At 45.9% G+C, this 23,489-nt stretch carries 23 protein-coding genes and 1 tRNA gene; 18 read left to right on the forward strand and 6 right to left on the reverse strand.

Going from position 1 to position 23,489, the window contains the following annotated elements; translation table 11 throughout:
- Positions 1-2: 2 nt before the first annotated feature.
- The 3 genes from M3M37_RS07145 to M3M37_RS07155 are packed head-to-tail and all read left to right on the forward strand — an operon-like array spanning position 3 to position 2,447.
- A complete protein-coding gene (locus tag M3M37_RS07145) occupies positions 3-845 on the forward strand; it encodes an energy-coupling factor transporter ATPase (protein WP_252795114.1) in 843 nt (280 codons plus the stop codon).
- Positions 821-1,690, forward strand: coding sequence for an ATP-binding cassette domain-containing protein (locus M3M37_RS07150; protein ID WP_252795115.1), 870 nt, complete (start codon positions 821-823; stop codon positions 1,688-1,690). The genes M3M37_RS07145 and M3M37_RS07150 overlap by 25 nt, the downstream gene beginning before the upstream one ends.
- Positions 1,671-2,447 carry an energy-coupling factor transporter transmembrane component T family protein gene (locus tag M3M37_RS07155; protein ID WP_252795116.1) on the forward strand — a complete coding sequence of 259 codons (777 nt, stop codon included), beginning with the start codon at positions 1,671-1,673 and terminating at the stop codon, positions 2,445-2,447. Before M3M37_RS07150 ends, M3M37_RS07155 begins: the two co-directional genes overlap by 20 nt.
- Positions 2,448-2,492: 45 nt before the next feature.
- Here the strand turns inward: M3M37_RS07155 and M3M37_RS07160 are convergent, their stop codons facing one another.
- Positions 2,493-4,046: a bifunctional metallophosphatase/5'-nucleotidase gene (locus M3M37_RS07160; protein ID WP_252795117.1), complete on the reverse strand. Its 1,554-nt coding sequence runs from the start codon at positions 4,044-4,046 to the stop codon at positions 2,493-2,495.
- Positions 4,047-4,248: 202 nt separating this feature from the next.
- Between M3M37_RS07160 and spx the strand changes: the two genes are divergently transcribed.
- The 3 genes from spx to M3M37_RS07175 all read left to right on the forward strand — a co-directional run bounded on the left by spx (position 4,249) and on the right by M3M37_RS07175 (position 6,944).
- On the forward strand, positions 4,249-4,644 hold the full coding sequence (spx, locus tag M3M37_RS07165; RefSeq protein ID WP_252766690.1) for a transcriptional regulator Spx: 396 nt from the start codon (positions 4,249-4,251) through the stop codon (positions 4,642-4,644).
- A gap of 51 nt (positions 4,645-4,695) precedes the next feature.
- Positions 4,696-5,502 carry a Cof-type HAD-IIB family hydrolase gene (locus M3M37_RS07170; protein WP_252795118.1) on the forward strand — a complete coding sequence of 269 codons (807 nt, stop codon included), beginning with the start codon at positions 4,696-4,698 and terminating at the stop codon, positions 5,500-5,502.
- A gap of 344 nt (positions 5,503-5,846) precedes the next feature.
- Complete coding sequence (locus M3M37_RS07175; RefSeq protein WP_252795119.1) at positions 5,847-6,944, forward strand: PTS sugar transporter subunit IIC; 1,098 nt, start codon at positions 5,847-5,849, stop codon at positions 6,942-6,944.
- 46 nt (positions 6,945-6,990) lie between these two features.
- Here the strand turns inward: M3M37_RS07175 and M3M37_RS07180 are convergent, their stop codons facing one another.
- Together M3M37_RS07180 and M3M37_RS07185 are read right to left on the reverse strand one after the other, a co-directional pair.
- On the reverse strand, positions 6,991-7,938 hold the full coding sequence (locus M3M37_RS07180) for a nucleoside hydrolase (RefSeq protein WP_252795120.1): 948 nt from the start codon (positions 7,936-7,938) through the stop codon (positions 6,991-6,993).
- A gap of 122 nt (positions 7,939-8,060) precedes the next feature.
- The gene (locus M3M37_RS07185) at positions 8,061-8,822 is read right to left on the reverse strand and encodes an alpha/beta hydrolase (RefSeq protein WP_252795121.1); all 762 of its coding nucleotides are present in this window, start codon (positions 8,820-8,822) and stop codon (positions 8,061-8,063) included.
- A 44-nt stretch (positions 8,823-8,866) separates the two neighbouring features.
- On the opposite strand from M3M37_RS07185, the gene M3M37_RS07190 reads away from it, so the two are divergent.
- Positions 8,867-9,859, forward strand: a complete 993-nt coding sequence (locus M3M37_RS07190; RefSeq protein WP_252795122.1) for an NAD(P)/FAD-dependent oxidoreductase — start codon at positions 8,867-8,869, stop codon at positions 9,857-9,859.
- A 17-nt stretch (positions 9,860-9,876) separates the two neighbouring features.
- Complete coding sequence (locus tag M3M37_RS07195; RefSeq protein WP_252795123.1) at positions 9,877-10,470, forward strand: DUF1054 family protein; 594 nt, start codon at positions 9,877-9,879, stop codon at positions 10,468-10,470.
- A 46-nt stretch (positions 10,471-10,516) separates the two neighbouring features.
- Here M3M37_RS07195 and M3M37_RS07200 read toward each other — a convergent pair whose 3' ends face one another.
- Positions 10,517-12,649, reverse strand: a complete 2,133-nt coding sequence (locus M3M37_RS07200) for an LTA synthase family protein (RefSeq protein WP_252795939.1) — start codon at positions 12,647-12,649, stop codon at positions 10,517-10,519.
- 155 nt (positions 12,650-12,804) lie between these two features.
- On the opposite strand from M3M37_RS07200, the gene M3M37_RS07205 reads away from it, so the two are divergent.
- Together M3M37_RS07205 and M3M37_RS07210 are read left to right on the forward strand one after the other, a co-directional pair.
- A complete protein-coding gene (locus M3M37_RS07205) occupies positions 12,805-13,464 on the forward strand; it encodes a histidine phosphatase family protein (protein ID WP_252795124.1) in 660 nt (219 codons plus the stop codon).
- A gap of 12 nt (positions 13,465-13,476) precedes the next feature.
- Entirely contained in the window at positions 13,477-13,944 is a 468-nt protein-coding gene (locus M3M37_RS07210; RefSeq protein WP_252795125.1) for a MerR family transcriptional regulator, read from the forward strand.
- 99 nt (positions 13,945-14,043) lie between these two features.
- Here the strand turns inward: M3M37_RS07210 and M3M37_RS07215 are convergent.
- Positions 14,044-14,116, reverse strand: a tRNA-Lys gene (locus M3M37_RS07215).
- 384 nt (positions 14,117-14,500) lie between these two features.
- On the opposite strand from M3M37_RS07215, the gene M3M37_RS07220 reads away from it, so the two are divergent.
- Both M3M37_RS07220 and M3M37_RS07225 read left to right on the forward strand, forming a co-directional pair.
- Positions 14,501-15,832 carry an APC family permease gene (locus tag M3M37_RS07220; protein ID WP_252795126.1) on the forward strand — a complete coding sequence of 444 codons (1,332 nt, stop codon included), beginning with the start codon at positions 14,501-14,503 and terminating at the stop codon, positions 15,830-15,832.
- Positions 15,833-15,962: 130 nt separating this feature from the next.
- On the forward strand, positions 15,963-16,421 hold the full coding sequence (locus M3M37_RS07225) for an HIT family protein (protein ID WP_252795127.1): 459 nt from the start codon (positions 15,963-15,965) through the stop codon (positions 16,419-16,421).
- On the opposite strand, the gene M3M37_RS07230 is transcribed toward M3M37_RS07225, so the two are convergent.
- Positions 16,418-17,341: a magnesium transporter CorA family protein gene (locus tag M3M37_RS07230; RefSeq protein ID WP_252795128.1), complete on the reverse strand. Its 924-nt coding sequence runs from the start codon at positions 17,339-17,341 to the stop codon at positions 16,418-16,420. The two genes, M3M37_RS07225 and M3M37_RS07230, sit on opposite strands and share 4 nt — an antisense overlap.
- A gap of 156 nt (positions 17,342-17,497) precedes the next feature.
- Here M3M37_RS07230 and M3M37_RS07235 point away from each other — a divergent pair, with 156 nt between their 5' ends.
- The 6 genes from M3M37_RS07235 to M3M37_RS07260 all read left to right on the forward strand — a co-directional run bounded on the left by M3M37_RS07235 (position 17,498) and on the right by M3M37_RS07260 (position 23,488).
- A complete protein-coding gene (locus tag M3M37_RS07235; RefSeq protein ID WP_252795129.1) occupies positions 17,498-18,139 on the forward strand; it encodes a glycoside hydrolase family 73 protein in 642 nt (213 codons plus the stop codon).
- A gap of 37 nt (positions 18,140-18,176) precedes the next feature.
- Positions 18,177-18,944 (forward strand): TerC family protein, encoded by a 768-nt coding sequence (locus tag M3M37_RS07240; protein WP_252795940.1) that lies wholly within the window; start codon positions 18,177-18,179, stop codon positions 18,942-18,944.
- Positions 18,919-19,239 (forward strand): thioredoxin, encoded by a 321-nt coding sequence (gene trxA / locus M3M37_RS07245; RefSeq protein WP_252795130.1) that lies wholly within the window; start codon positions 18,919-18,921, stop codon positions 19,237-19,239. The genes M3M37_RS07240 and trxA overlap by 26 nt, the downstream gene beginning before the upstream one ends.
- A gap of 9 nt (positions 19,240-19,248) precedes the next feature.
- On the forward strand, positions 19,249-20,625 hold the full coding sequence (gene nhaC, locus M3M37_RS07250) for a Na+/H+ antiporter NhaC (RefSeq protein WP_252795131.1): 1,377 nt from the start codon (positions 19,249-19,251) through the stop codon (positions 20,623-20,625).
- Positions 20,626-21,054: 429 nt separating this feature from the next.
- The gene (locus M3M37_RS07255) at positions 21,055-21,765 is read left to right on the forward strand and encodes a LysM peptidoglycan-binding domain-containing protein (RefSeq protein WP_252795132.1); all 711 of its coding nucleotides are present in this window, start codon (positions 21,055-21,057) and stop codon (positions 21,763-21,765) included.
- 235 nt (positions 21,766-22,000) lie between these two features.
- Positions 22,001-23,488: a xylulokinase gene (locus M3M37_RS07260; RefSeq protein WP_252795133.1), complete on the forward strand. Its 1,488-nt coding sequence runs from the start codon at positions 22,001-22,003 to the stop codon at positions 23,486-23,488.
- The last annotated feature ends 1 nt before the right edge of the window (position 23,489 follow it).

Below are 23,489 nucleotides of genomic sequence, written 5' to 3' on the forward strand. Positions count from 1 at the left end.
GGATGGAAAAGCAAGTGGAAATTGAGTTTGAGCACGTTCAATTTCAATATCGGAATCAGGACACCCCGGTACTCCAAGCGATTAACTGGCAAATTCCGACGGGCAGCTGGGTATCATTGTTAGGTAATAATGGGAGCGGAAAATCGACCCTGTTGAAACTGTTGGTGGGGTTAGAGCGGCCCCAGTCTGGAACGATTACCATCAACGGTCAGCCCGTCCAACCGATTACTCAGTCCGTTAATCCGACGGTCGGAATGGTCTTTCAAGATCCCGATAATCAGTTTGTGGGGGCGACCGTCGCTGATGACGTGGCGTTCGGATTGGCCAACCAAGATTTAGAGCAAACGGAGTTACAACGGCGAGTCCGGGCAGCTCTCCAGTTAGTGGACATGGAAACGGTCTTAGACAGAGCTCCGGACCAACTCTCTGGGGGCCAAAAACAACGGGTGGCCGTCGCCAGTGTGATGGCGCGGCGGCCCGCAGTGTTATTGTTAGATGAAGTTACCAGTATGCTGGATCCGCAGGGACGCCAGGAGTTGGTTACGCAACTGCACCAGCTCCACCGGCAGTTTGGCACCACCGTCCTTGAGGTCACGCACCAACCGAACGAAGCGATGTTAGCCGATGAAGTCGTGGTTTTACACGATGGTAAAATTGCGCGACAGGGAACGCCCGCTGCGGTTTTAAGTCAAAGTGAGCAGCTAGCGGATTGGGGACTGCAGGCCCCGCTTCTGTACCGGTTGCGCACTTGGCTAGCAACTCAAGGTTATTCCGTTTCTGAACAACAGGCGGCAACCAGTGCTGATTTGAGGGACGCTTTATGGCAATTGAAATCAAAAATTTAACCCACTGGTATCCAGATCAACCAACGGCGGCCTTGCAATCACTTTCGCTAACCATCCCAGAGCACGAGATAACCGCCATCGTGGGGAAGACCGGGAGCGGGAAATCAACCCTGATTAAGCATCTCAATGGTCTTTTACAACCAACCACCGGAGAAATTGAAATCGTAGGGAAACGGTTAACCCAGCGGAGCTCGGCGCGTGACTTACAACGAGTGCGCCAGCAAGTCGGGATGGTGTTTCAAAATCCGGCTCAGCAGCTCTTTGCAAAGACGGTACTGGACGACGTAATGGCTGGTCCGTTGGCATTAGGAATGGAACGGGACCAAGCCCAGCAACGAGCACAAACGGCCTTACGATTGGTCCATTTTCCTACTCAGCTGCAAAATCAGGATCCCGTCTTACTTTCTGGCGGGCAACAACGGCGGGCCGCAATGGCCGGCGTCTTAGCTTTAGAACCACAAGTGGTTATTTTTGACGAACCCACGGCCGGATTGGATGCCCAGGGACAACGTGAGTTGCTGCAATTACTGCACGACTTGCAAAGTGCGGGACGCACCATTATCATGGTGACCCACGAAATGGACCTCGTGGCCCAGTTAGCTAGTCAGGTAGTGGTACTTGCAAACGGTCAGCTGGCGTTTGCCGGCTCGCCGCGAATGCTGTTTCAATCCGAACCGGAGTTGGTGCAGGCCACTAATTTAGTCCTACCCGAACCACTCCAGGTGGCGCAAAAGTTCGCTCCGACTGCGCCCAGTTCGGAACTGCCGTTGACAGAACCTGAATTACAACGTTGGCTCTTACGGTGCTTAGGAAAGGATGATGACCATGGCTCCACAGCGGGATAATTGGGTGCGCCGGTTGACGCCGGGAACGCAACTACTGAGCACCATCCTGGGACTGGTAGCCGTTTTTTTAAACCAGAAGCTGGGGTTGGCAATCCTGTTGCTGCTGGGAAGCTTCGGGTTGGTTAAGCTGGCTGGTTTCAGCATACGCCGTTTTCTCCGACGCATTCGGTTATTTGTCTTCTTTCTGATCTTAACTGCGTGCTTTCAATTACTATTGGTGCACACGGGACCCAGCTTGTGGCAATGGGGGATTTTGCAGGTGACTTCCGGTAGCTTACGGGCGGCGGCGTTGTTATTGGCCAAGTTTGGGACGGCGCTGGTGGTGCTGAACCTTCTAACGTTAATTGCTAATCCGGTCGCAATGACCGCTGCTTGTGAGCGAGGACTGGCCCCGCTCCAAAGAGTAGGAATTCCGGTGGGAGATGTCGCGTTAACCCTCAGCATTGCGTTTCGGTTCGTACCGACGTTAACTGCTGAGTTCCAAACGGTGACCGCAGCACAACAGGCGCGCGGGATTACCTATCGCACTGGTCCTTTAAAACAACGAATCCAGGCGCTCTTAGCCGTGTTCTTGCCGGTGCTCGTGAATAGTTTTCGACGGGCCGAGGATTTAGCTGCAGCGATGCTCCTCCGGGGCTATGATGGGAAGCATCAATTACCCCAATACCTGGTACCCCAACGAACGAGCAAGGACTGGCTCACAATCGGTACGAGCTTATTGCTTCTAGTATTAATCATTGGGATTAACTATTTATAACTAAAAAGACAGTTATTTCATCGCGAAATAACTGTTTTTTAATTGCTATTTAATTACTTTAAAGTTACGGGTGTGATCGGCCTTCACTTCAGGATGTTTTTGTAAGTACTTGGCAATCAGGTTACTCATCGTAATCGTATCGTACCGGATCACTTTATCTTCACTATACATTGGGTAGTGACCACCCCCGACGGCGCGGTAGGTATTTAAGACGATCTTTAGTTTCATCTTATTGGTCACCGGTTTGCCGTGGTAGGTCGGATTAATGACGCGTTTCCCAATCGGATTAGAAACCTTAATCGTATAGTCAATTCCAGCGTACATGTCGTAGTTGTAATCACGAATTTTAGGATGGTGATACCTGGGATCAACGATAATTTGGTCGTTTTTAATTGTAAAGTATTCAGCCGTTTTTTCGAGCGCCGCCTTTAAGTCGGCCCCGGTAATCTCTAACAACGAGAGGGTGTTGGGGTAGACGTAGTTGGTGATGATGTTGCGCATTGTGATGGGATTTTCAAAACCCCGGGCTTCGTTGGAAAAGAGGGCGGTAGCCGAGACATCGCAACCCATTGTTTCCATCTGGACCTTTTGAATGAAGTTGACGAAGGCCGAACCATGGAGTCGAACCTGGAACGGATCGTCATAGGTCATGCTGCCGTCAATGTGAGCCAAGGGCAGGGCTAGCCATTTTTCGACGTTGGCTTCCGTTGCCGTAAAACTTTCAGCCGTTGTGGAATCCGGTTTAGCGTCCCCGGTCTTAATCAATTTTTGGTGACTCTTTTGGACCTGGTAGCGACCGTTCACGCGCTCCAAGTCGAGTTGGATGCGGCCGACGTAACTGCCCCGGTGCCCCGGTTGGACGTAGGGAATCCCAAATAACTTGCCGGCGAGCGCCCGGTGTTGGTGTCCCGTTGCCATCACGTCAATGCCCGGCACCTGCTGCATAATTGCGTAGGCTTCGTTTTCACCGTCAATTTTATCGTTCGGTTTGCCGTCGCTTAAATCGCGTTCAAAACCACCGTGGTAAAGAACCACCACGACGTCTGCTTTTTCCCGCATTTCGGGGACGTACTTTTGGGCAGCTTCTAGTGCAGAGATAAACTTTAGATTGTGAATGCTCGCCTGGTTTTCCCAAGCATCTACGGATTGAGTGGTAAGTCCGAGCACGGCGACCCTTAAATCACCGCAAGTTTTAATGGCGTAAGGATCTCCAAATGCAGGGGTACCGTCGTCATTTAAAATGTTCGCGGACACAAATTGACGCTGACTGCCCGCAATGGCGTTTTTCAGGTAGTCTTGACCGTAGTTAAATTCATGATTGCCAATCGTTCCAAAGTCATACTTGATGCTGTTAAAGGCTGCATTAATCGCAGTCGGGGCCGGAGCTTTTTCGACCTCAGCTTGATAGTAAGCAAGCGGTGATCCTTCCAAAAAGTCACCGTCGTCGAGGGTTAAGTGATACTCACTTTTTTCCTGTTCCCGCTTTAAAATGGTGGCCGCTTTTTCTAGACCAAAGGGCTGATTAGCGTGAGGCTTAACGTAATTCGTGGGTGCCAAGAAGCCGTGCGTATCGCTAGTGGTTAAGATTGTCAATTTCATGTGCAGCCCTCCATCGGATTGTAGAATGTTTAAATTATAATATTAAAAAGCGTTCGTGTAAATTAAGTAAAGTAATTATTAAGTTTTAAAAAGCACGTTGAACTCTTGGATTATTATGATAAGATAGAGTTGTCTAATAAATAGTCAATATTTGTCAGACGTACTTTATGTCACATGCTTTGCATGAGGAGGTAGGCTGATAATGTTAAACTTATATGTTGCACCAAGTAGCGCATCTAGTCGGAAGGCACGGGCTTGGTTAAAAGATCACGACATTCCCTTTAAAGAAAGAAACATTAACTCGAAACCATTAAATGCTGCCGAAGTAAAACACATTTTACGGTTAACCGAAAATGGGAGTGAAGACATCATCTCCACTCGTTCCAACATTTTCAAGAAGCTGCACTTAAACTTGGATGACTTGTCCTTAACTCAATTAGTTGACTTATTGGTTAAGTATCCAGATTTAATCAAGCGGCCCATCATCTTTGATGACAAGCGGCTCGAAGTGGGTTACAACGAAGAAGAAATTCGGCGTTTCTTACCACGTAGCATTCGGCAAGCAGAACTCAAAGAACTAGAAGCAAAATTAAGTTAATAATTACTACGGACGCCTTGTTTAAGGCGTCTTTTTGATTGGAGTAAAATCATGATTAAGTTGATTGCGTTGGATTTAGACAATACCCTCTTAAACTCCCAAAAGCAGATTAGTCTCGCAAACGAACGGGAACTGCGGTGCTTACATGAAGCGGGAATGAAGGTCGTACTCTGTACCGGTCGGCCGATTAACGCCATTTGGAATTACATCGAACAACTGGGACTAACGGAACCGGAAGACGCCACGATCACCTTTAATGGGGGGTTAGTGCTGGATAACACGACCCGTAAGGTGTTGGCTCAACGGGGAATGAATAAGCAGTCCCTACAACCTTTGTACCAATTTGCGCAGGAGCAGGGCGTTCCGTTGGATGTGCTTGATTTTAACCGGGTTTATCCGGTTAGTGATCTGGGCAGTTCGATTTATCGCGATAAGTTAAACGGAAAGATCGACTTTGAACCCCGTTCGTTTGTCGATTTACTGGAGCAAGAGTGTGCGAAGGGGATTCTTGCTAATACTTCAGCTGAACTAGATCGGTTGCAACAAAGCTTACCGGACGCTGTAAAACAACAATACCACATTGTGCGCTCCCAACCCGAAATTTTGGAGTTTTTACCACCAAAAGTGGATAAAGCGGTTGGATTAGATGATCTCTTACACCACTTTGGTTGGGATTTTTCAAACCTGATGGCGTTTGGGGATGCGGAAAACGATGCCGGTATGTTAGAAAAAGCGGCAGTGGGAGTCGCAATGGGCAATGCTTCCTCGGAAATTAAGCAAATTGCGAACCAGGTCACGACCACGAATGACGCAGACGGGGTAGCAGTTTTTTTACGTCAATATTTTTCAAAGCAATAAACGAACTTTTTCGTTGATAAGATTACAAAAACAACCATAAACCGAAAATTATTATAAAAAGCGGTTGACTTTCTGATTTTTTCCTGTATATTTAGAAAAAACGCAAAGGAGACCCATCATGAAACCAACGATGAATTTTACGAACAACGTCTTAGTCTTGAGCTTAATTAACGAAATTATTATTCGTTAGTGAGGTCAAGTACTTTGGACTGACCTCACCCGCTTGAGGCCAGTCCTTTGTTCGCTTACAGATTCATCGCAGAACAGCGCTGGTTAGTAACTTAACCGGCGCTGTTTTTGTTTTAAGATAGGAATTCTGACACTATTATGGGAGGAAATCACAAATGAAGAAGGTACGACGAAAGACAACCGAACCCACGCCCACCAATTGGAAGGGTTGGGTGTATCAAGTTTCCCAAGGAGTTTCCAATACGATTTTAGCTGTTTTAGGGATGGGATTATTACTGAGTACCCTCGGAACCATGTTGCACTGGCAACCGCTCAACGAAGCCGGTTTGATTGGTCAACGCTTATTAGCTCCTGCATTGGGAATGTCCGTAGCGGTCATGCTCCGAACGACTACGTTAGTTACCGGAGCCACCATGATTGCTTCGACGGTAGGGGCCAACTCGGTGTACTTCACCACCGCTCCGGTTGCCAAAACCATGACGGCGACCAGCTGGGTGGCTCCCCAAGCGTCTGGATCGGCCATCTTGACAATCGGACAGCCAGTGTCCGCCGTGTTAGCAGCAGTGGTCGCTGCTTTAATTGGAAAATGGTTAACGGGCAGAACCCCACTTGATTTGGTGTTGGTCCCGCTTGCGACGGCCTTAACTGGTTGTATTGCTGGACTGGGATTTGCGGCTGTAACGACGCCCGCATTGAACTGGATCAGTGAACGGTTGGCGGATACGATGCAAATCAGTCCAATTGTGGGTTCGATGGTAGTGGCCACCGCTTGGTTCCTGTTCCTAATGACGCCCGCTTCTTCTGCAGCCTTAGCCATCGCCGTGCAGCTCGATCCGAAGTCGGGAGGCGCCGCCATGATCGGGACCACCATCGGGTTCGTCATCTTTACCGCGATGTCGTTTAGAGAAAATGACTGGGGTGGCAACATTGCCCAAACGCTGGTAACGCCGAAGGTACAATTTCCGAACCTGTTGAAACGACCACTGTACGCGGTAGGACCGCTCCTAATCGTAATGGTGCTGGCCCCGATTTCCGTAGTGGGCTTTCATTTCCAGGCACCGTACACGATTGCCGGATTAGGGTTGAACTCCTTGATTGCGCCACTCTGGTACTGGGCAAACGACAAGACGGGCTTGGTACTGCTATTGGCCTTTGGAGTAGTAATTCCGGCTTGCCTTGGTTTTGCTTACTATCAACTATTGAAGCTACTGGGGAAGACGGCGCCGGCCGATCTCCATTTAGAAGAAGTGTAATCCAACTAAAAAAGGACTGGAAATTTTTCCAGTCCTTTTTTCATGTTTAATTAAAGAGTTGCTTAAAGTGATCCATGAAGACCTGGAGGTACCGGTCCTTGTCCACGGCCACCGCAACTTTAACGTTCGGGTTCGGGTCGTTGAGCCGCGCCTTATCACCAATCGTCCGGGCGTAGTAAGCGTCGTGTTCGGTGGTCACCATCATGTTCATGTCGATGGTGGTTACAAAATTGGGGTCAATAGCGACTCCGACAGCCAGGGGATCATGTAAGGAACAACCGCCCAACTCGGGGTAAAGGTCTGCATACACGTCAATGTAGAAGTCTACGATGTCAGCCATTTTGCTGCCGGCCTCAGTAGTCCGCCATTGGCTCGTTTCGTGCTTAGTTAGCAGGGTTCTGAGGGTCACGTCTAAACCAACCATAGTGACGTTTAGGTCACTGGTAAAGAGTTGGTTGGCAGCCACGGGGTCTTGTTCTACGTTGGCTTCGGCCACGGGAGTCACGTTACCAGGTACCGTGAGCGCGCCCCCCATGATGGTGATGTTGCCAATTTTTTTCATAGTTGCTGGATCTTGTTCCCAAGCAGCCGCGAGATTTGTCATCGGACCCGTGGCTACAACGGTCAATTGATCGCCGTATTCCTGAGCAGCGGTTAAGAGAAAGTTCACGCCGTCCTGGGTGGCCACTGGTTGGGTGGGATTCGGGAGTTCAACTTCTCCAATTCCATTTTCACCGTGAATCTGGGAGTTAACGCCAATTCGTTGGTAGTTGTGATCTAGCGGATTTTGGTGGCCGATAAACACCGGAACGTCGTCGGCACCCACGAGGTGTAAAATTTTGAGAGCATTTTGGGCAGCCCGGTCGGATTCGATGTTACCAAAGGAGGATAGGATTCCAATTAATTCAACTTCGGGATCAGCCACGGCATAGGCAATCGCCATCGCGTCATCAATCCCCGTATCAACATCTAAAATCATTTTCTGAACACTCATGCGTTAACCTCCACTAAATATTAGTTATTTAATCCTATAATACTGTAATGCACAGGTGAAAACAACCGAAAATTAGTCAAATGCGAACAAAAAGCGATTATCGTTCGATAATCGCTTGGATTTTAGTTGAACATGTATTCTCCGATGATCTTGTTGACCTCAGGATTTTCATGGAGCATCGAGTGTTGCGCTTGTTGCGGATCACCGTTATAAACGTAGAGTTTGTAGCTCTTTACATGGCCCCGCACCAGTTCCTTCATCTTGACTACGTCTCGGACCGGAATTAAACCATCACTCCCGGTGTTGCTGACGTTTCCACAGAAGTTTAAGATCTGCAGGTTCTTAGGCAGGTTCGTGATGTTGGGATCCTTCAGAGGGTAAGTGTTTGCCATGGAAACAAATTTTACCGTTTCTGGTTGATCAGCCGTTTTCCGGTACTTGGTCAGGTAGTCGTAAATAATTTCTCCCCCAGAAGAGTGGCCAATCAGGTTGACCTTTTGAATGCCATAGTTTTTCTTGAGGTAAGCTAGTAACTGCGGCATGTGGGTTGCTTCAAAACTTGGTTTATTGTTAGTTTGGAAATTTGCCTGAATGACCGGATTATTTTTCCCGATTTTATTAAACTGTTTGGCGGTGCTAACCTTCCCGTTATCCTTAACGTAGACTTGCAAAGCCTTGGTAGCGGCCCCGTTCTTATCCCACGAAGAAACCATGTAGTCTGAGGTAATGTAATTCCCCCCTAATCCAGGAATAAAGACCGTGGCCGTTCGGGATTGCTTAACGTGATAGTTGGCGGCTTTTTGAGTGTTATACCACCAGCCACCGAATCCGGTTCCAACGACTAATAAAAAGATGAAAAAAATAAATGTCTTCTTGTGTTTCATGTTAAAATTCCTTTGTAAATAAAATTTAGTGAGGACGGATAAGAATGACCAACGTTGTCTATGATATCACAATTATTGGTGGGGGACCCGTCGGAATGTTCACGGGTTTTTACGCCGGATTACGGGAAGCTAAGGTCCAAATTATTGAGAGTTTGGAACAGCTGGGCGGTCAAGTGATGGCCCAGTATCCCGAAAAGAACATTCTCGACGTAGCGGGGTTTGCCGGCGTTAGCGGTCGCCAACTCGTGCAGAATCTAGAAGCGCAGTTAGATACGGTGCCGGAGGTCGAACGCCACCTCAATACTAAGGTGACGAACGTAACCAAGCACGATGATTACTTTGAAATTGAGACCACCCAGGGAACCAGTAAAAGCCGAGCAGTTATTTTGGCCGCTGGGAACGGTGCCTTTCACCCTCGAGAATTACGGGCAGAAAACGCCGAAGCAGAAACCGGTAAACATTTGTTTTACGGAATCTCTGATTTGAGCCGCTTTGCTGGTCAGGACGTTCTGGTCGCTGGGGGCGGAAATTCTGCCGTCGACATGGCGTTGATGCTAGAACCAGTGGCCCATCAGGTAACCTTGATCCACCGACGCAACGAATTTCGGGGATTGGAAAAGATGGTTCACCAACTGGAAGCATCTTCGGTCCAGATTGTAACCCCCTACTTGATTCAAAAACTGAATGAAGTCGACCACCGCCTCCAGGTCGAAGCGAAACGGATGAAAACGGACGATGATTTCATCACACTGACGGTGGACGACGTGGTGGTTAACTACGGCTTTATTGCCAACAATAAGGATTTGGAAGTTTGGGACGTTCAGCCAGAACTGGAACACTCCTTGGTTAAAGTTAATCGCGAGTTAGAAAGTAGCGTGCCGTTGCTCTTTAGCGTGGGAGATCAGGCCATTTATCCAGGGAAGGATACGCTGATTGCCACGGGCTTTGGGGAAGCTCCCCTCGCCGTAAATACGATTATGAAACGCCTTTATCCGGACCGGCAACTGCCAATTCACAGTACGTCGTTGAAGCGCTAGAAGGGGTGACCAGTCATATGTTTACTGACAGTGATTTTAAGGTATTTGAAGCGCCCACGTTGAACGAACGGATGGAGCGAATCCGGTCCGTGCTGGATCCTCAATTTGAGGAAGCGGCGCAGACCTTCTTACCAATTTTGGCAACGACGGGCGAAACGTGGTACGCGCACGTTGCCAAGCACCGGATGCGGACCACGAATCCGCCTGACAATACGTGGGTGGCTTTTTCGACGAATCCACGGGGGTACAAAATGTTGCCTCACTTTGAACTGGGTTGTTGGGCCGACCACTTGTACTTCTATTTAGCGGTTGAAAGTAACATGAAGCCCCAGTACACCAGTACGATTATTCCGAAGTTAGAAGCGCTCGCCCCGTTAGTAGCTCGGTTACCGAGGAACTTTGTGTTAAGTGCCAACCACATGGTAGAACAAACTTTACCAGTAGCCGACTATGAGCAACTAGTTGAGCGATTCCAGAATGTGAAAGCCGCGGAGGTCTTAATTGGAATTCAGATTCAACGTGGTGATCCTCGGTTAGGAACGCCCCAAGTGCTTGTGGATTTAGAACAGACGTTACAGACTTTATTACCTTTATACCAACGATTGCAGTAAAAAATCCATTCCCAATTATGGGAATGGATTTTTTAGTTAGGAACGATTATTTTTCCTGGTTTGAATCCGGATTTTGAATTTGAATTCGACTGGTATCACTGCGGGGTTCGTTAACTTCGGGTGCATCAGTCTTGTAGAGCTTCGTCGTATCCTTCTTGCCGTTAGTGTCAAAGAGACTCTTCGATTTATCGCCTAACTGCTCTTCGGTCCGTTTTTCGTGACTAAGACCGTTGGAGTAGTTAAACTTCGTCGGGTCAACCTTTTGGAAGCCATCGGGATGGTAGAACTGCAGTAAGTTTTGCTGGTTCAAGGTATCGGATAACGATAGTTCGGTATTAACCTTTTCTTGAATCTCTTGCAGTTTTTTCTTCAACTTCTTGTCCGGATGGATGACCTTACCGGTCTTGGAATCGTAGATGGTTCCGTCCACGGAAGTGTATTCTGGGGAGACCCAATCCTTATTCCGGAAGGCGACCACCTGATCGTGCTTGGCAGAGAAGAGGTCCGTTCCAAACTGAATGTATTTCTGGGAGTTAATCCCTAGGAGGTGCATCAAGGTTGGTAAGACGTCAATTTCACCGCCGTAGGTGTGATCTACATAGCCATTGTTAATGGATGGCGAGTTAATCATGAATGGGACCCGTTGTAACTGGGCATTATCAAAGTTATTCCACTTCGACTCACTCTTGCCCAGTAACGGGGCCAGAGTTGGGTTTTCGGAATTAGACAAACCGTAGTGGTCTCCGTAGAGGACGACGACCGTGTTCTTAGCGAGACCGGTTTTATCGAGGTAGTCATAGAATTCCTTGATTGACTGATCTAGATAGTGGGCGGTCACAAAGTAATTGTTAACGGCACTATCATCCGTATCTGGAGTCTTAATTTTGTTGTCCTTGATGTCTTCATCATCAAGCTGGTACGGGAAGTGGTTGGTGACCGTGATGTACTTTGCGTAAAACGGCTGTTGTAGGTGCTGGAGGTACTTGATGGAATCCTTGAACAGCAGTTTATCCTTTAGACCGTAACCAGTGGCCTTATCTCCAGTCGTATCGTAGTAACTGGCATCAAAGAAGTACTGGTACCCCAGGTTTTTGTAGGTATTGTTCCGGTTCCAGAAACTGGCCACGTTTCCGTGGAAGACGGCCGAACTGTAACCATCTTGGCCGAGAATGGCGGGGGCCCCTTGGAAGGTATTGTCGCTTCCTAACTGGGCAAACAATGATCCCTGCGGCAAGCCGTAGGTGCTGGTTTCTAGCATGTTTTCGGCGTCAGAGGTTTTTCCCTGACCCACTTGGTGGAAAAAGTTATCGAAGGCATAAGTATGGTTACTGTTGTAGATTTGGTTTAAGAACGGCGTAACTTCCTTACCGTTGATTTTCTTGTTAATTAAAAATTGTTGGAAACTTTCCAGGTGAATAACCACCACGTTTTTGCCCTTTAACGTCCCAAATAAGTTAGGATTGGGTTCGGCGTAGTGGGCATCGGTAAAGGCCTTCACGTTATAAATTTCAGCTTTGTTGGCCTGGGACCGAAGCTCATTGGACTGGTGCGTCTGAAAGGCATCGTAAGCCGTAAAGACGTCTAAGCCCAGGTATTTAACCAGGTAATTCCGGTCAAAGGCCCGGGTCAGCAGTTGAGGGCGGTCCATGTCTGCTAACGTAATGTTAAAGGTTAGAAACAAGGCGCCAATGGAGAAAACTGCAAAGGCGAATCGATTGGAAAGACTTCGCTTGTCAATCTTGATCACCCGAAATAGGAGCAAGAAGATGACGATAATGATGTCTAACCAGTAAAACACGTCGTGAGGCATTGTGAGCGCTAAAGACGCACCACTCAGTCCTTGATCGACCTTGGAGTATCCGGTCATTGTGGACACGGTCATAAAATCGGTGAATTCTCGAAAGTAAATCACGTTTAAATACAGTAGGACGGTGTCAATGATGTCTAGAAGTAGGATGGCCGGATAAAAAAGTTTGGCCGGTTTAAAGTAAAACGCGAGCCCAAAGATTAGGATGGTCGTGGCAATCGGGTTAATGAACAGCAGCAAAAATTGCAGCGTTCCCTCGGTTCCCAATGCGAAGTCCGCAAAGTAGGCGTAAATGGTTTTTAACCAGAATAAAGCGATTAAGAGGACAAAAAAGCCAACTCGAGTATTAACCTTGGCTAGAATCTGTTTTATGAATTTCAAAGGTAAGATTCCCTTCATATTAGTTCGATAACATGCCTTTAATGATAGCAGACTTTGAAATTAAAAAACACTAAGGAAAGTATAAGAATACCGAAGCATGGGGGAGCGTGATATACTTAATTAAACGAGAAAGAGGATGAATGCACATGGCCAAATTTACATTATACTTAGTACGCCACGGACAAACGTACTATAACGTCTTCAATAAGTTGCAGGGATGGAGTAATTCGCCCCTAACCCAGCAGGGAATTGATGACGCCGTGGCCACCGGAAAACGGCTCAAGGACATTAAGTTTAAAGCTGCTTACTGTAGTGATTTAACGCGAGCCCAGAAAACGATGTCGTTACTGTTTGACCAAAACGAAACCTTTAATTCAATTACGCCAATTGTGTCGCCATTTTTCCGGGAGGAATTTTACGGCTACTTTGAAGGCCTGAATATGGACGAAGTTTGGTACCAAGCTGGGGCACCCCACGGAGCCAAAACTTTTGCTGAAATTATTGACCAGTACGATATGAACGTGGCCAAGGATTTCTTAAAACAAGCTGATCCGTTTCACATGGCGGAAAATGCCGAGGAATACTGGCATCGTCTACAACAAGGGTTAGATTTAATTACCAGTAATCCCAACGTTGAGGATGGAGATAGCGTGTTGCTCGTAAGTCACGGAAATACGTTGTTAAGCTTGGTCGATCGCTTTTCACAACCAGGTCAGTTTGACCTGCGCACGCGACCAGCGAATGGTAGCATTACGAAACTAGCCGTCGACGGCGACCAGCTGACGGTAACAGACTATAACAAGTAGGGAGGAATGAGGTTGGTAGATCAAGTAGATCACGCCGCTTTTTATAAGACATGTAACGAAGATAATTACATTTTTCGCATCGGGGAAGTTAGTAAAATGACGAACGTTTCCCCCCGCCAGTTACGCTACTGGGAACAAAAAGGCTACATTCACAGTGAACGAAACGAAAAGATGGCGTCACGGGTGTTTAACCATGAAAACTTCATGATGGTTAAGTTGATTAAATTTTACTTAGATCAAGATCATTCGTTGAGTACGGCCTTTGAAAAAGCTCAACACCACATGCAAATTGTGCGGTCGACCTACGCCTTCATTTTAAAAATGCACCATGGCCTAGTTCAAAAAGACGGGCACCAAATGATTGACATGGGTTACTTTGATAAAGAGCATACGAAACGCCTCTACGGCTATCTTGACGAAAATCAAGAGATCGTCTACACGGTTAGTGATGTTGATGATGCTCATCAATCAGCAGAATAGCGACGTAAAAAAGCAGCCGATTTCCACCAGGAAATCGACTGCTTTTTCAGTTGATTGAGTACAAAAAAAGAACAGCACCAAGGCTGCTCTTTTTAATTATGAGCGGTCAAGGACTTGAACCCCAATCTCACGGACAAAGAGCCCGTTGCTCTAACAGTTGAGCTAACCGCTCGTTTCATTACTTTTATAGTATAGCATGGGTAACCTGGTTTGGCTACCCCTTCTTGTGTTTTTTCGGTTTAGGGATAGTACGGACTAAAAAATGATTGACACCCATAAAAAATGATGGTTTAATCAAAGGTATCAAAACAGAAAGGAATTAGGATAATGAACAAATTGATGCAAAAATTGATGTCCTCCTCTAACTCTACTTGGATTGCGTGACTCTAAGTAAGGTTAGTTTAGGATGCCTGGTTAGAAGTTCACGTAGTTGCTAGCCAGGCCATCAGTTGTTCGAATCCTTCCTACGACTAGTTAAGCAAAGGTCCTGGTTAGTAATTACTAACTGGGACCTTTTTATTTTTTATGAAGATGAATGACAAAGGAGCGATAAAGAATGGCAGAACAAAAATTAAAGCGGAGCATTGGGCCCTTTACCGCACTAGCGATGGTGATGGGGACCGTGATTGGGGGCGGAGTCTTCTTTAAGATTGCCAGTGTGACGGCCGTAACCCATTCCATTAGTTTGACCCTGTTAGCCTGGGTGGTCGCCGGAATTTTAACCATTTGCGGGGGATTGACGGTTGCTGAACTAGGAGCCGCCATTCCAGAAACTGGTGGTAGTGTACAATACATGCGTCATACCTATGGTCCTTTGAGTGGATTCTTACTAGGTTGGTCGGAAATGTTGATTTACGTGCCTGCCAACATGGCTGCGTTGGCAATTATTTTTGCCACCCAAGTAGTGATTTTATTGCACCTGGCAACGTCGTTAGTGGTGCCAATTGCGATTGTAGTTGTAGTGACAATTACCGGCTTAAACTTATTAGGGGCAAAAGTGGGTGGAACAGTGCAATCGTTAACCCTGATTTTTAAACTGATTCCGGTTTTCTTAATTGTGATTGTTGGATTATTCATGCCTGGTCACGTGGATGTAACCTTCTTTCCGGTTACCCCAACTGACCACTCGAACGTGATTACCGCCTTTTCAGGAGGACTGTTAGCTACTATGTTCGCCTACGAAGGTTGGATCAACGTGGGAGACATTGCGGGTGAAATGAAGAACCCCAAACGGGATATTCCCAAGGCTGTGGTGTTGGGATTAACCTTTATCATGATCATTTATGTATTGGTAAACTGGGTCTTCTTGAAAAACATGCCGATTAGTCAAATCGCCGGGAACCCGAACACGGCTGCCGAAGTAGCGGGCAAACTGTTTGGAAACCTCGGAGGTAAGTTAGTTACGATTGGAATCTTGGTTTCGGTGTTTGGGACCATCAATGGTTACACCATGACGGGAGCTCGGATTCCTTACGCCTTAGCCAAACAAGATTTATTACCGTTTAGTAACCTATTCCAACGCTTAAACCGGGCAGCGGCACCATTTGTAGCCAGCTTGTTTATTTTGTTGATTGCCATCATTATGATTTGCTTAGGCAGCTTTGACTTGCTGACTGACATGTTGGTGTTTGTAATGTGGATCTTTAACTGCTTGCTATTCCTGGCCGTTTTCATCCTTAGAAAGAAAGAACCGCTTTTGGAACGGCCGTACCGGGTGCTTTGGTACCCACTCGTTCCCGCCGTTGCCATCTTAGGTGGACTCTTCATCGTGGTAACAACGTTAATTAACCAACCCGGCTTAGCCTTTGCTGGGTTAGGCATTACCGTAATTGGCGTGCCAGTTTACTACCTGCACCGTTACACGACGCGGAAAAAAGCCCAACAATAAACGTCATTAATTAGAAAAGCCTGCCGTTTCTCATTGGAGAAACGGCAGGCCTTTTTGTTTATTAGTAAAAATTTGCAATGTTGAACTTTAATAAAATTACTTTAACTACTGAATACAGGGGGTCTCTAAGATGAAGGATTGGCAAACCCAACGAATTATTGCGGCGCAACGAGGAGAAAATCCCATGGTAATGGCAGAAACTGAAGGTGGATATGCAGCCTTTGGCGACGTGCAATTTTTACCTGGTTATTCAGTGCTTCTCCCCAAACACGAAGTTAGTAGTTTAAATGATTTGAGCACGGCAGAACGGAATGCCTTTTTAATGGCGATGACGGAATTAGGCGATGCCTTATTAGCAGTTTGTCATCCCTACCGAATTAATTATGATATTTTGGGAAACACCGATCAGTTTTTACATGCCCATGTGTTTCCACGCTATCAAAGTGAACGGATTGAGCGAAGACTAAAACCAGTTTGGCTGTATCCAGCTAGTAACCGGAGTTTACCAACAAATGAATATCAACCGGATCGTGATGACCCGATTAGAAAGCGAATCACAGAATGGTTGTTGCAACACGGTTGGCATTAGCGGTTAAAGAAGTCACTGAAGCGCATAATGAGTAGTACCACCACGACAAAAATGACCGTAATCACAATGGTGATTTGCCAGGCCAGGGGACTATCCATGAATGGCAGTTTGACGTTTTCCCCGTAAAAACCAAAGACAATGTTCGGAACCGTCAGGACAATCGAGAAGACGGTCAAAAACTTCATGGTCGTATTTAGGTTACTGTCTAGCAGGTTTGAGTAGGCGCCCGCTACCTGTTGCGCGGCTTGATTAGCCATTTGTGCCATGGAAAGCCCCTGTTGGATTTCGACGATGACGTCATCAAGGGCATCGTTATCGTCATCAGATAGCGTTTTACCTAACTTGCGTTTAAACATGGTCAACATATCGTTGTTAGCCGACAGCGAGGTTAAGAAGTAAACCAAATCAGTCTGCAAGTTTAGCAACTGGTTAATCGCTGCTTTATTAGTGCGTCCGCGTAAGTTTCGTTGGATGCTGGTTCGAATACTGTTAATGTGATTGATGTAATCAAAGTATTGAATCGCGAGCTGATACATCGTTTTCAGCACAATGTCTAACGGAGAGGCGTTGTCCCGCTGTAGCTGAGGCAGTTTGTCCACGACGGAGCGAATCAGAGGGTTCACAAAGTTGGTTTGGTTGGCCGTGAAGGTAAACAAGGTGTTACCGTGGATAATCAAGCCAATTGGTTCGGCCGCAATATCACCGTTGAATCGCGTTGGTTCGGCTACGTCAAAGATAATTAAGAGAATTTGTTCGTCGTCATAGTACTCCATCCGGGGCCGTTCGTGGTGGTCCAGCGCGTAATACAGCATTTCAGTCGTGAGATGATATTCTTGCTTTAACGTTTTTTTCTCGACGGGAAGACAATCAGTGATCTGCACCCAGTCGATGTTTTGATTAATTTTGTCCGTTTTAATCATGTGATTGCCTCCCTTTTATGCACTAACTTCAATTATAATCGATTTTTAAGCAAAAGTTTACCATCTAGCCCGATTTTTGGGGTATTTACGGTCAAAGTGTAATTAAAAATTAATTTCAATAGGGTATAATGAAGAATACAAAGGAGTGCAGATAACATGAGACAAAAACCAGAGAAATCAGAACGAAGCAGTTTGTGGTATCCATTGATTGCTTTTTTAATTGTTGCCGGAGTGTGCTTAGCAATCTACGGGACCTATAAAGTTCGGCAACACATTAACTATCAACGGATGATTGCGGCCCAAAAGAAGTATGACGAAGAAAATAATCCAGTGTTAAAGCACGAACGTAAGTTTATCAAGCAGGTAGCTGACCCGTCAGTGAAACTGTATAAGCAGGATCATAAGGTTTTACCCAGCATCGTGATTGCCCAGGCCATTTTGGAATCAAACTGGGGGAAGTCGAAGCTATACACGGAAGCCAATAATCCGTTCGGAATTAAAGGAACCTATAACGGAAACTATATTATGTACGAAACTGGGGAATACATTAATCACAAGCACATTACCGAAAAGGCCCAATTCCGGAAATACCCTGACTTGCAGTCTGCAATTGAAGACCACAACCAAGCGTTGTACGAGAAGTTTTTAAAACGTAACGATAAAATTACTGATTATCGTGAAGAAGCAAAACTGTTACAAAAGAATACCTATGCAACTGATCCGGACTATGCTAATAAGTTGATTCGGGTAATTAAGGCCCACAACTTACAAAAGTATGATCAGGAAGCAATGAGGTAAGAACCATTAAATTGAAGCATAAAGGAGATTTTAAGTGCTGGCACTACTAGAAAAACTGTACGGCCCGTTTTTCGATTTACACAATTGGGAAACGGTTTTAACTTCGGGAAATGACTGGTTAATCATCTTTTCCCTAGTAGTTTTAGAGTGTGTGATGTCGGTTGATAATGCGATTGTCCTCGCGACCCAAACCCAGGTATTACCCACGAAGAAGTTACAGGAAGAATCCCTGTTTTACGGACTGTGGGGGGCCTATATCTTTCGTTTCCTGGTAATTGGAGCCGGGGTGTACCTAATTCATTTTTGGGAAATTAAGGTCGTGGGTGCGATTTATTTAATCTACCTCTCGGTCAAATATTTTTTTCCACGGCGGTCTAAATCAGGGAAAAAGCGGACTGTCAGAGCATTTGGTGATCCCCATAGTCGCAAGTTTTTCTGGTGGGTTGTTATTCAAATCGAATTTATGGATATCCTGTTTTCGATTGATTCTGTATTGGCCTCCCTCGCTGTCTCTAATAATCCGGTCGTGGTGTTAATTGGAGGAATGGTCGGGATCTTAGCCATGCGGGGAATTGCCGAAGTTATTATGAAGATTATGAAACGAATTCCGGAGTTGAAAACGATGGCGTACGTGCTGGTCTTCATGATTGGAGTGAAGTTACTTCTTTCGATTCCCGCGATTGACATTGAAATTCCGGCTACCTGGTTTGGAATCTTTGTGATTGCCGCGATTGCAGTCACGCTTATCATTCATTTTATCCGACAAAGGAGGAACTCTAATGGCAGTGGAGCTCAATCAAGTTAATTTTACGGCGGAAGTCCAAGGACCCATGACCTTAGTCGACTTTTGGGCTCCGTGGTGTGGACCGTGTAAAACGATGGACCCGGTATTAGCGCAACTAGAACGAGAATTTAGCGGGCGGGTAAAGTTCGCTAAGTTAAACGTCGATCAGAACCAGGAGCTGGCCCAGCAGTATCAAGTCTTAGGCCTCCCTAGTTATGTATTATTTGTGAATGGAACCGGAGTCGAAAAGGTAACCGGGGTTTATTCTAAGGAAAAATTAGCACATTATTTAAATCGGAAGTTAGCAGCAAATTAGGAGATGACCATGCAAACAGAGAAGCAACCACGGCTCCTAGAAGCCGTTTTCATTTTGCTGGGAATGCTCGTCGTCATGGGAGTCGGAATTATTGGCTTCCATTTGACCCCCGTCGTTCCCATTTTAACCGTGATTTTTGTTTTGATGATTTGGGGAAAAGTGCGCGGCTTTTCCTGGGATGAGATTCAAGCGGGAATTGTGGTTGGAGTTCGTAACGGGATTATCCCGTTATTTATTTTTCTATTAATTGGAAGTTTAATCGGAGTTTGGATCATGGCGGGGGTCATTCCGACCCTGATGGTTTACGGTTTTCACATTCTGAGCGTCCGGTGGTTCTTACCGTCGGTCTTTCTGATGTGTGCCTTCGTGGGCTGTTTCATCGGAAGTGCCTTTACAATTATTTCCACGGTCGGAATTGCTTCCATGGGAATTGGGGTCACAATGGGTCTAGATCCCGCTATGATTGCTGGAGCTATCGTTTCAGGAGCCGTGTTCAGTGATAAGATGTCGCCGCTATCTGCCACCACCAACCTGGCATCTGCGATTGCCGGCGATGATCTGTACAGCCACATTAAGAACATGCTGTGGTCGACGGTGCCCGCTTTCATAATTTCGTTAATCCTGTTTACGGTTTTAGGTAATCATCACCAGGCAGCCAGTTTAACCAAGATTACTCAAACCACTCACATTTTAACCAGTAACTTTCCGGTTTCAGTGTGGATGTTATTACCGGTGGTTCTGCTGTTAATCTGCGCCTGGACTAAAATTCCTACCATTCCCACTTTGTTCATTAACATTACCGTTACCATCATCATGACGTTGTTTACACCCCATCACCCATCGTTTGCCAAAGTTGCCGACGTGATGGAAAATGGTTTTACAATTAAAACGAGCAGTGCCGAAGTGAACCAAATCCTTAATCGGGGCGGAATTAGTTCGATGACGGGAACGATGACATTGATTATCCTGGCCCTAGCCCTGGGGGGATTATTAATTAAGTTAGGCATCATTGACGTCGTGATGACTCGCTTCTCCCAGCACATTCACTCAGATGGAATGTTAGTGTTAAGTACCGTATTAGCTGCCATCGGGGTCAACCTGTTTATTGGAGAACAATACTTATCGGTGGTACTGCCTGGAACGGCCTTTAAGGCGGACTTTAAAAAGGCCCATTTGGCTCCTGAAGCGCTCGGAAGGGCGTTAGAAGATGGTGGCGCCGTCATTAATTACTTGGTTCCGTGGGGAGTCGCCGGGGTGTTCGTTGCCAATACTTTGAACGTCCCAACCCTTAGTTACCTTCCATTTGTTTTCTTTAGTTTACTTTGTCCAGTCTTCTCAGTCCTAAGCGGATTTACGGGAATTGGACTCAAACGAGCTCAGCAATAAATTATTACCATAATTATAGTAGAAACGTCTCTGCAAGGAGTCGTTTTTTTTGTGCGCAAAAATAAGGAAATTTATACATTAGACGTCTAAAGTTAGTGGTAAAAGTAAAAACAAGCTTTAATTTTAAAATTAATGAAAAAAATTTAATGATTTTGTTAGATAAGTTGACATTGATGCAGTAATAATTGACATATTTCTATCCCGGTCTGATGGGAATGAGCCAGGTTAGAAGTTAGTTAAGTAACAAAATATGTCTAAATTGTTGCGATGTTACAAAAAGTTCGTTTTTGGTAATTGCTCTGTAATCTTTCTGTAACACTTACCCTTTAGTATAGCTATTGTTGATTGAGACGAGGTAATCGTCCTTCGAATATTCTAGTATCATGACCTGTATTTTACATTTTTTATTTTTAAGGAGAGATTTATTTTATGAAGTTAAAAGGTCTTAAGTCCATTGCCGCAGTTGCAGCCGTATCAGCCGGAGTTTTATTAGCTGGTGCTTCTCAAGCTGACGCTTCCACTAAGATCACTGTTCAATCCGGTGATACGCTTTCACAATTAGCTCAAACTTACGGAGTGTCCGTTGATAGCTTACAAAAAGCTAACAACATCAAAGATATTAACCGGATTTATGTTGGTGAAGTTTTTGTTGTTGGTGATAACGGAAACGTTAAGGTTGCTAGCGCAACGAGTGAAGCAGCTAAGACTGCTACTCCTGCTCAACCAGTTGCAGCCCAAGCTAACGACAACGAACAAGCTGCTGCTAAGCCAGCTACTCAAGCTAGCCAACCAGCTTCACAATCACAAGCTGTTCAAGCTCAAGCACCAGTTGCTCAAGCAACTCCTGCCGCACAACCAGCTGCCCAAACTAGCCAAGCTGCTGCACAACCAGCTACTTCAAACAACAACGCCGCTGTTGAAAATGATGGTTCATTAGATTCTATCGCTGCCGTTGAATCAGGTGGTTCATACACGGCCCGGAACGGTCAATACATTGGTAAATACCAATTATCTTCTTCATACTTAAACGGTGACTACTCACCAGCTAACCAAGAACGCGTTGCTCGTCAATACGCAATTAGTCGTTACGGTTCAGTTGCGAACGCCGTTGCTTACCGGAACTCACACAACTACTGGTAAAAAGTTGTTAATTAAATAAATCCCATTTCGGTGGGTTATACCCAAGCAATTAGAAGGGAGTCTCTAATTGCTTGGGTATTTTTTTATCCTCTTTTAAGGGAATCTCTAGTATTTACACCGTTTGATGAAAGCGTTATCTTTAAAGGAGACGTACCGCTTCTTAATGGGATGGAGCTTGGAACCTAGCCAGCAAATGACTTTATAATTGGGTTTGTAAGAAAGCAGGGGCAACGGAATGGAAAAATATCTAATGGGAATTGACATTGGGACTTCAAGTACCAAAGGATTACTTTTGACTACCACTGGCAAAATTATCAAACAGGCGAAGCATTCGTATGGAATTAAGACTCCGCACGCCGGCTGGGCAGAAGGGAATGCCACGGATTGGCTAGAAGCGGTAACAGCAGTCATTCAGCAACTTGTCCAAGCAATTAATCCTGACCAGTTAATTGGGATTGGTCTAGACGGTCTTTACGGCGGATCTGGAGTCCCAGTTGATAAGCATAATCGGGTTTTAGGTCCTGCTTTGATTTGGATGGATCGCCGGGCAACCCAACAGGTTCATGAAGTTTACGCTCGTGTAAATCCAACGGAACTAATGCAAACCACCGGGAATTTAGCCGACCCATACTATGGATATCTTAAAATTATGTGGATTAAAGAACATCAACCGGAGTTATACGCGCAAACCGCTCGCTTTTTACCACCAGAATCGTATGTGATTAAGGAACTCACTGGTGTAGAGAGCATCAACTACTCGGCCGCTGGTAATTTAGCAGGGATTTTTAACATTAATTCGGACCAGTGGGATTCTACCTTAGCGAGTCAGTTAGGAATTGATGTGGCCAAATTACCCACCAAGTTAGTGGAAGGTACAGAAGTGGCAGGTTCGATTTTACCAGAGTGGGCAGAACGACTAGGAGTGAATGCTGGGACCCCAATCTTTAATAACGGGGTCGATGTTGGACCTGCCACGGTGGGAACTGGTGTCTTTGGACCTGGCTCGGTCACGATTGCGATTGGAACGTCTATGAATGCGGCCCTTGTGACCGAACAACCACTTTTAAACCGAAATCTGATCATTTGGCCGTACGCCTACCAGCCCCAGAAATATTATTACAACTTTGCGGGAGCTAATACGGCGGGAGCCATTGTGGCCTGGTTTACTCAGGAATTTGTGACGGAAGACTCAGAGCAATTAGACGAACTAAGTCAGTCAGTTCCAGTTGGGAGTAACGGACTGACCGTGTTACCGTTTTTCATGGGTGAAAGAAGCCCGTTGTGGGATTCAAGCGTGAGAGGAACGATTTTGGGGCTTTCCTTAAAGACTTCGAAGCTTGATCTATACAATGCTTTTCAAGAAGCCATCGCTTTTTCGGTACGCCAAAGCATTGAACAATTTGGGGATCAAGTTGGAAATTCCATCACGGTGGTCGGTGGAGTTAGTAACTCGACCAAAATGCTACATTTAATTGCAGACGTCACCGGTAAAACGGTGAAAACGACTCAATCGGGAGGAGAAGCAGACTTGGGGAGTGCTATGTTGGCAGGGATCGGAACACGAAACTTAAATCCAGTCACTGCCCAACGATGGGCGCAAATTGATGAAACGGTTACGCCTAATGAGACAAAGCATCAGTTATATGATCGGGAGTATCAAAAGTATCGGGCTGCTTATCAAGCCGTAAAGCCATATTACGAAAAATTTAAGGAGCTAGATTAAG

Origin of the sequence: Fructilactobacillus carniphilus (genome assembly GCF_024029675.1) — a bacterium.
GTDB lineage: Bacteria > Bacillota > Bacilli > Lactobacillales > Lactobacillaceae > Fructilactobacillus > Fructilactobacillus carniphilus.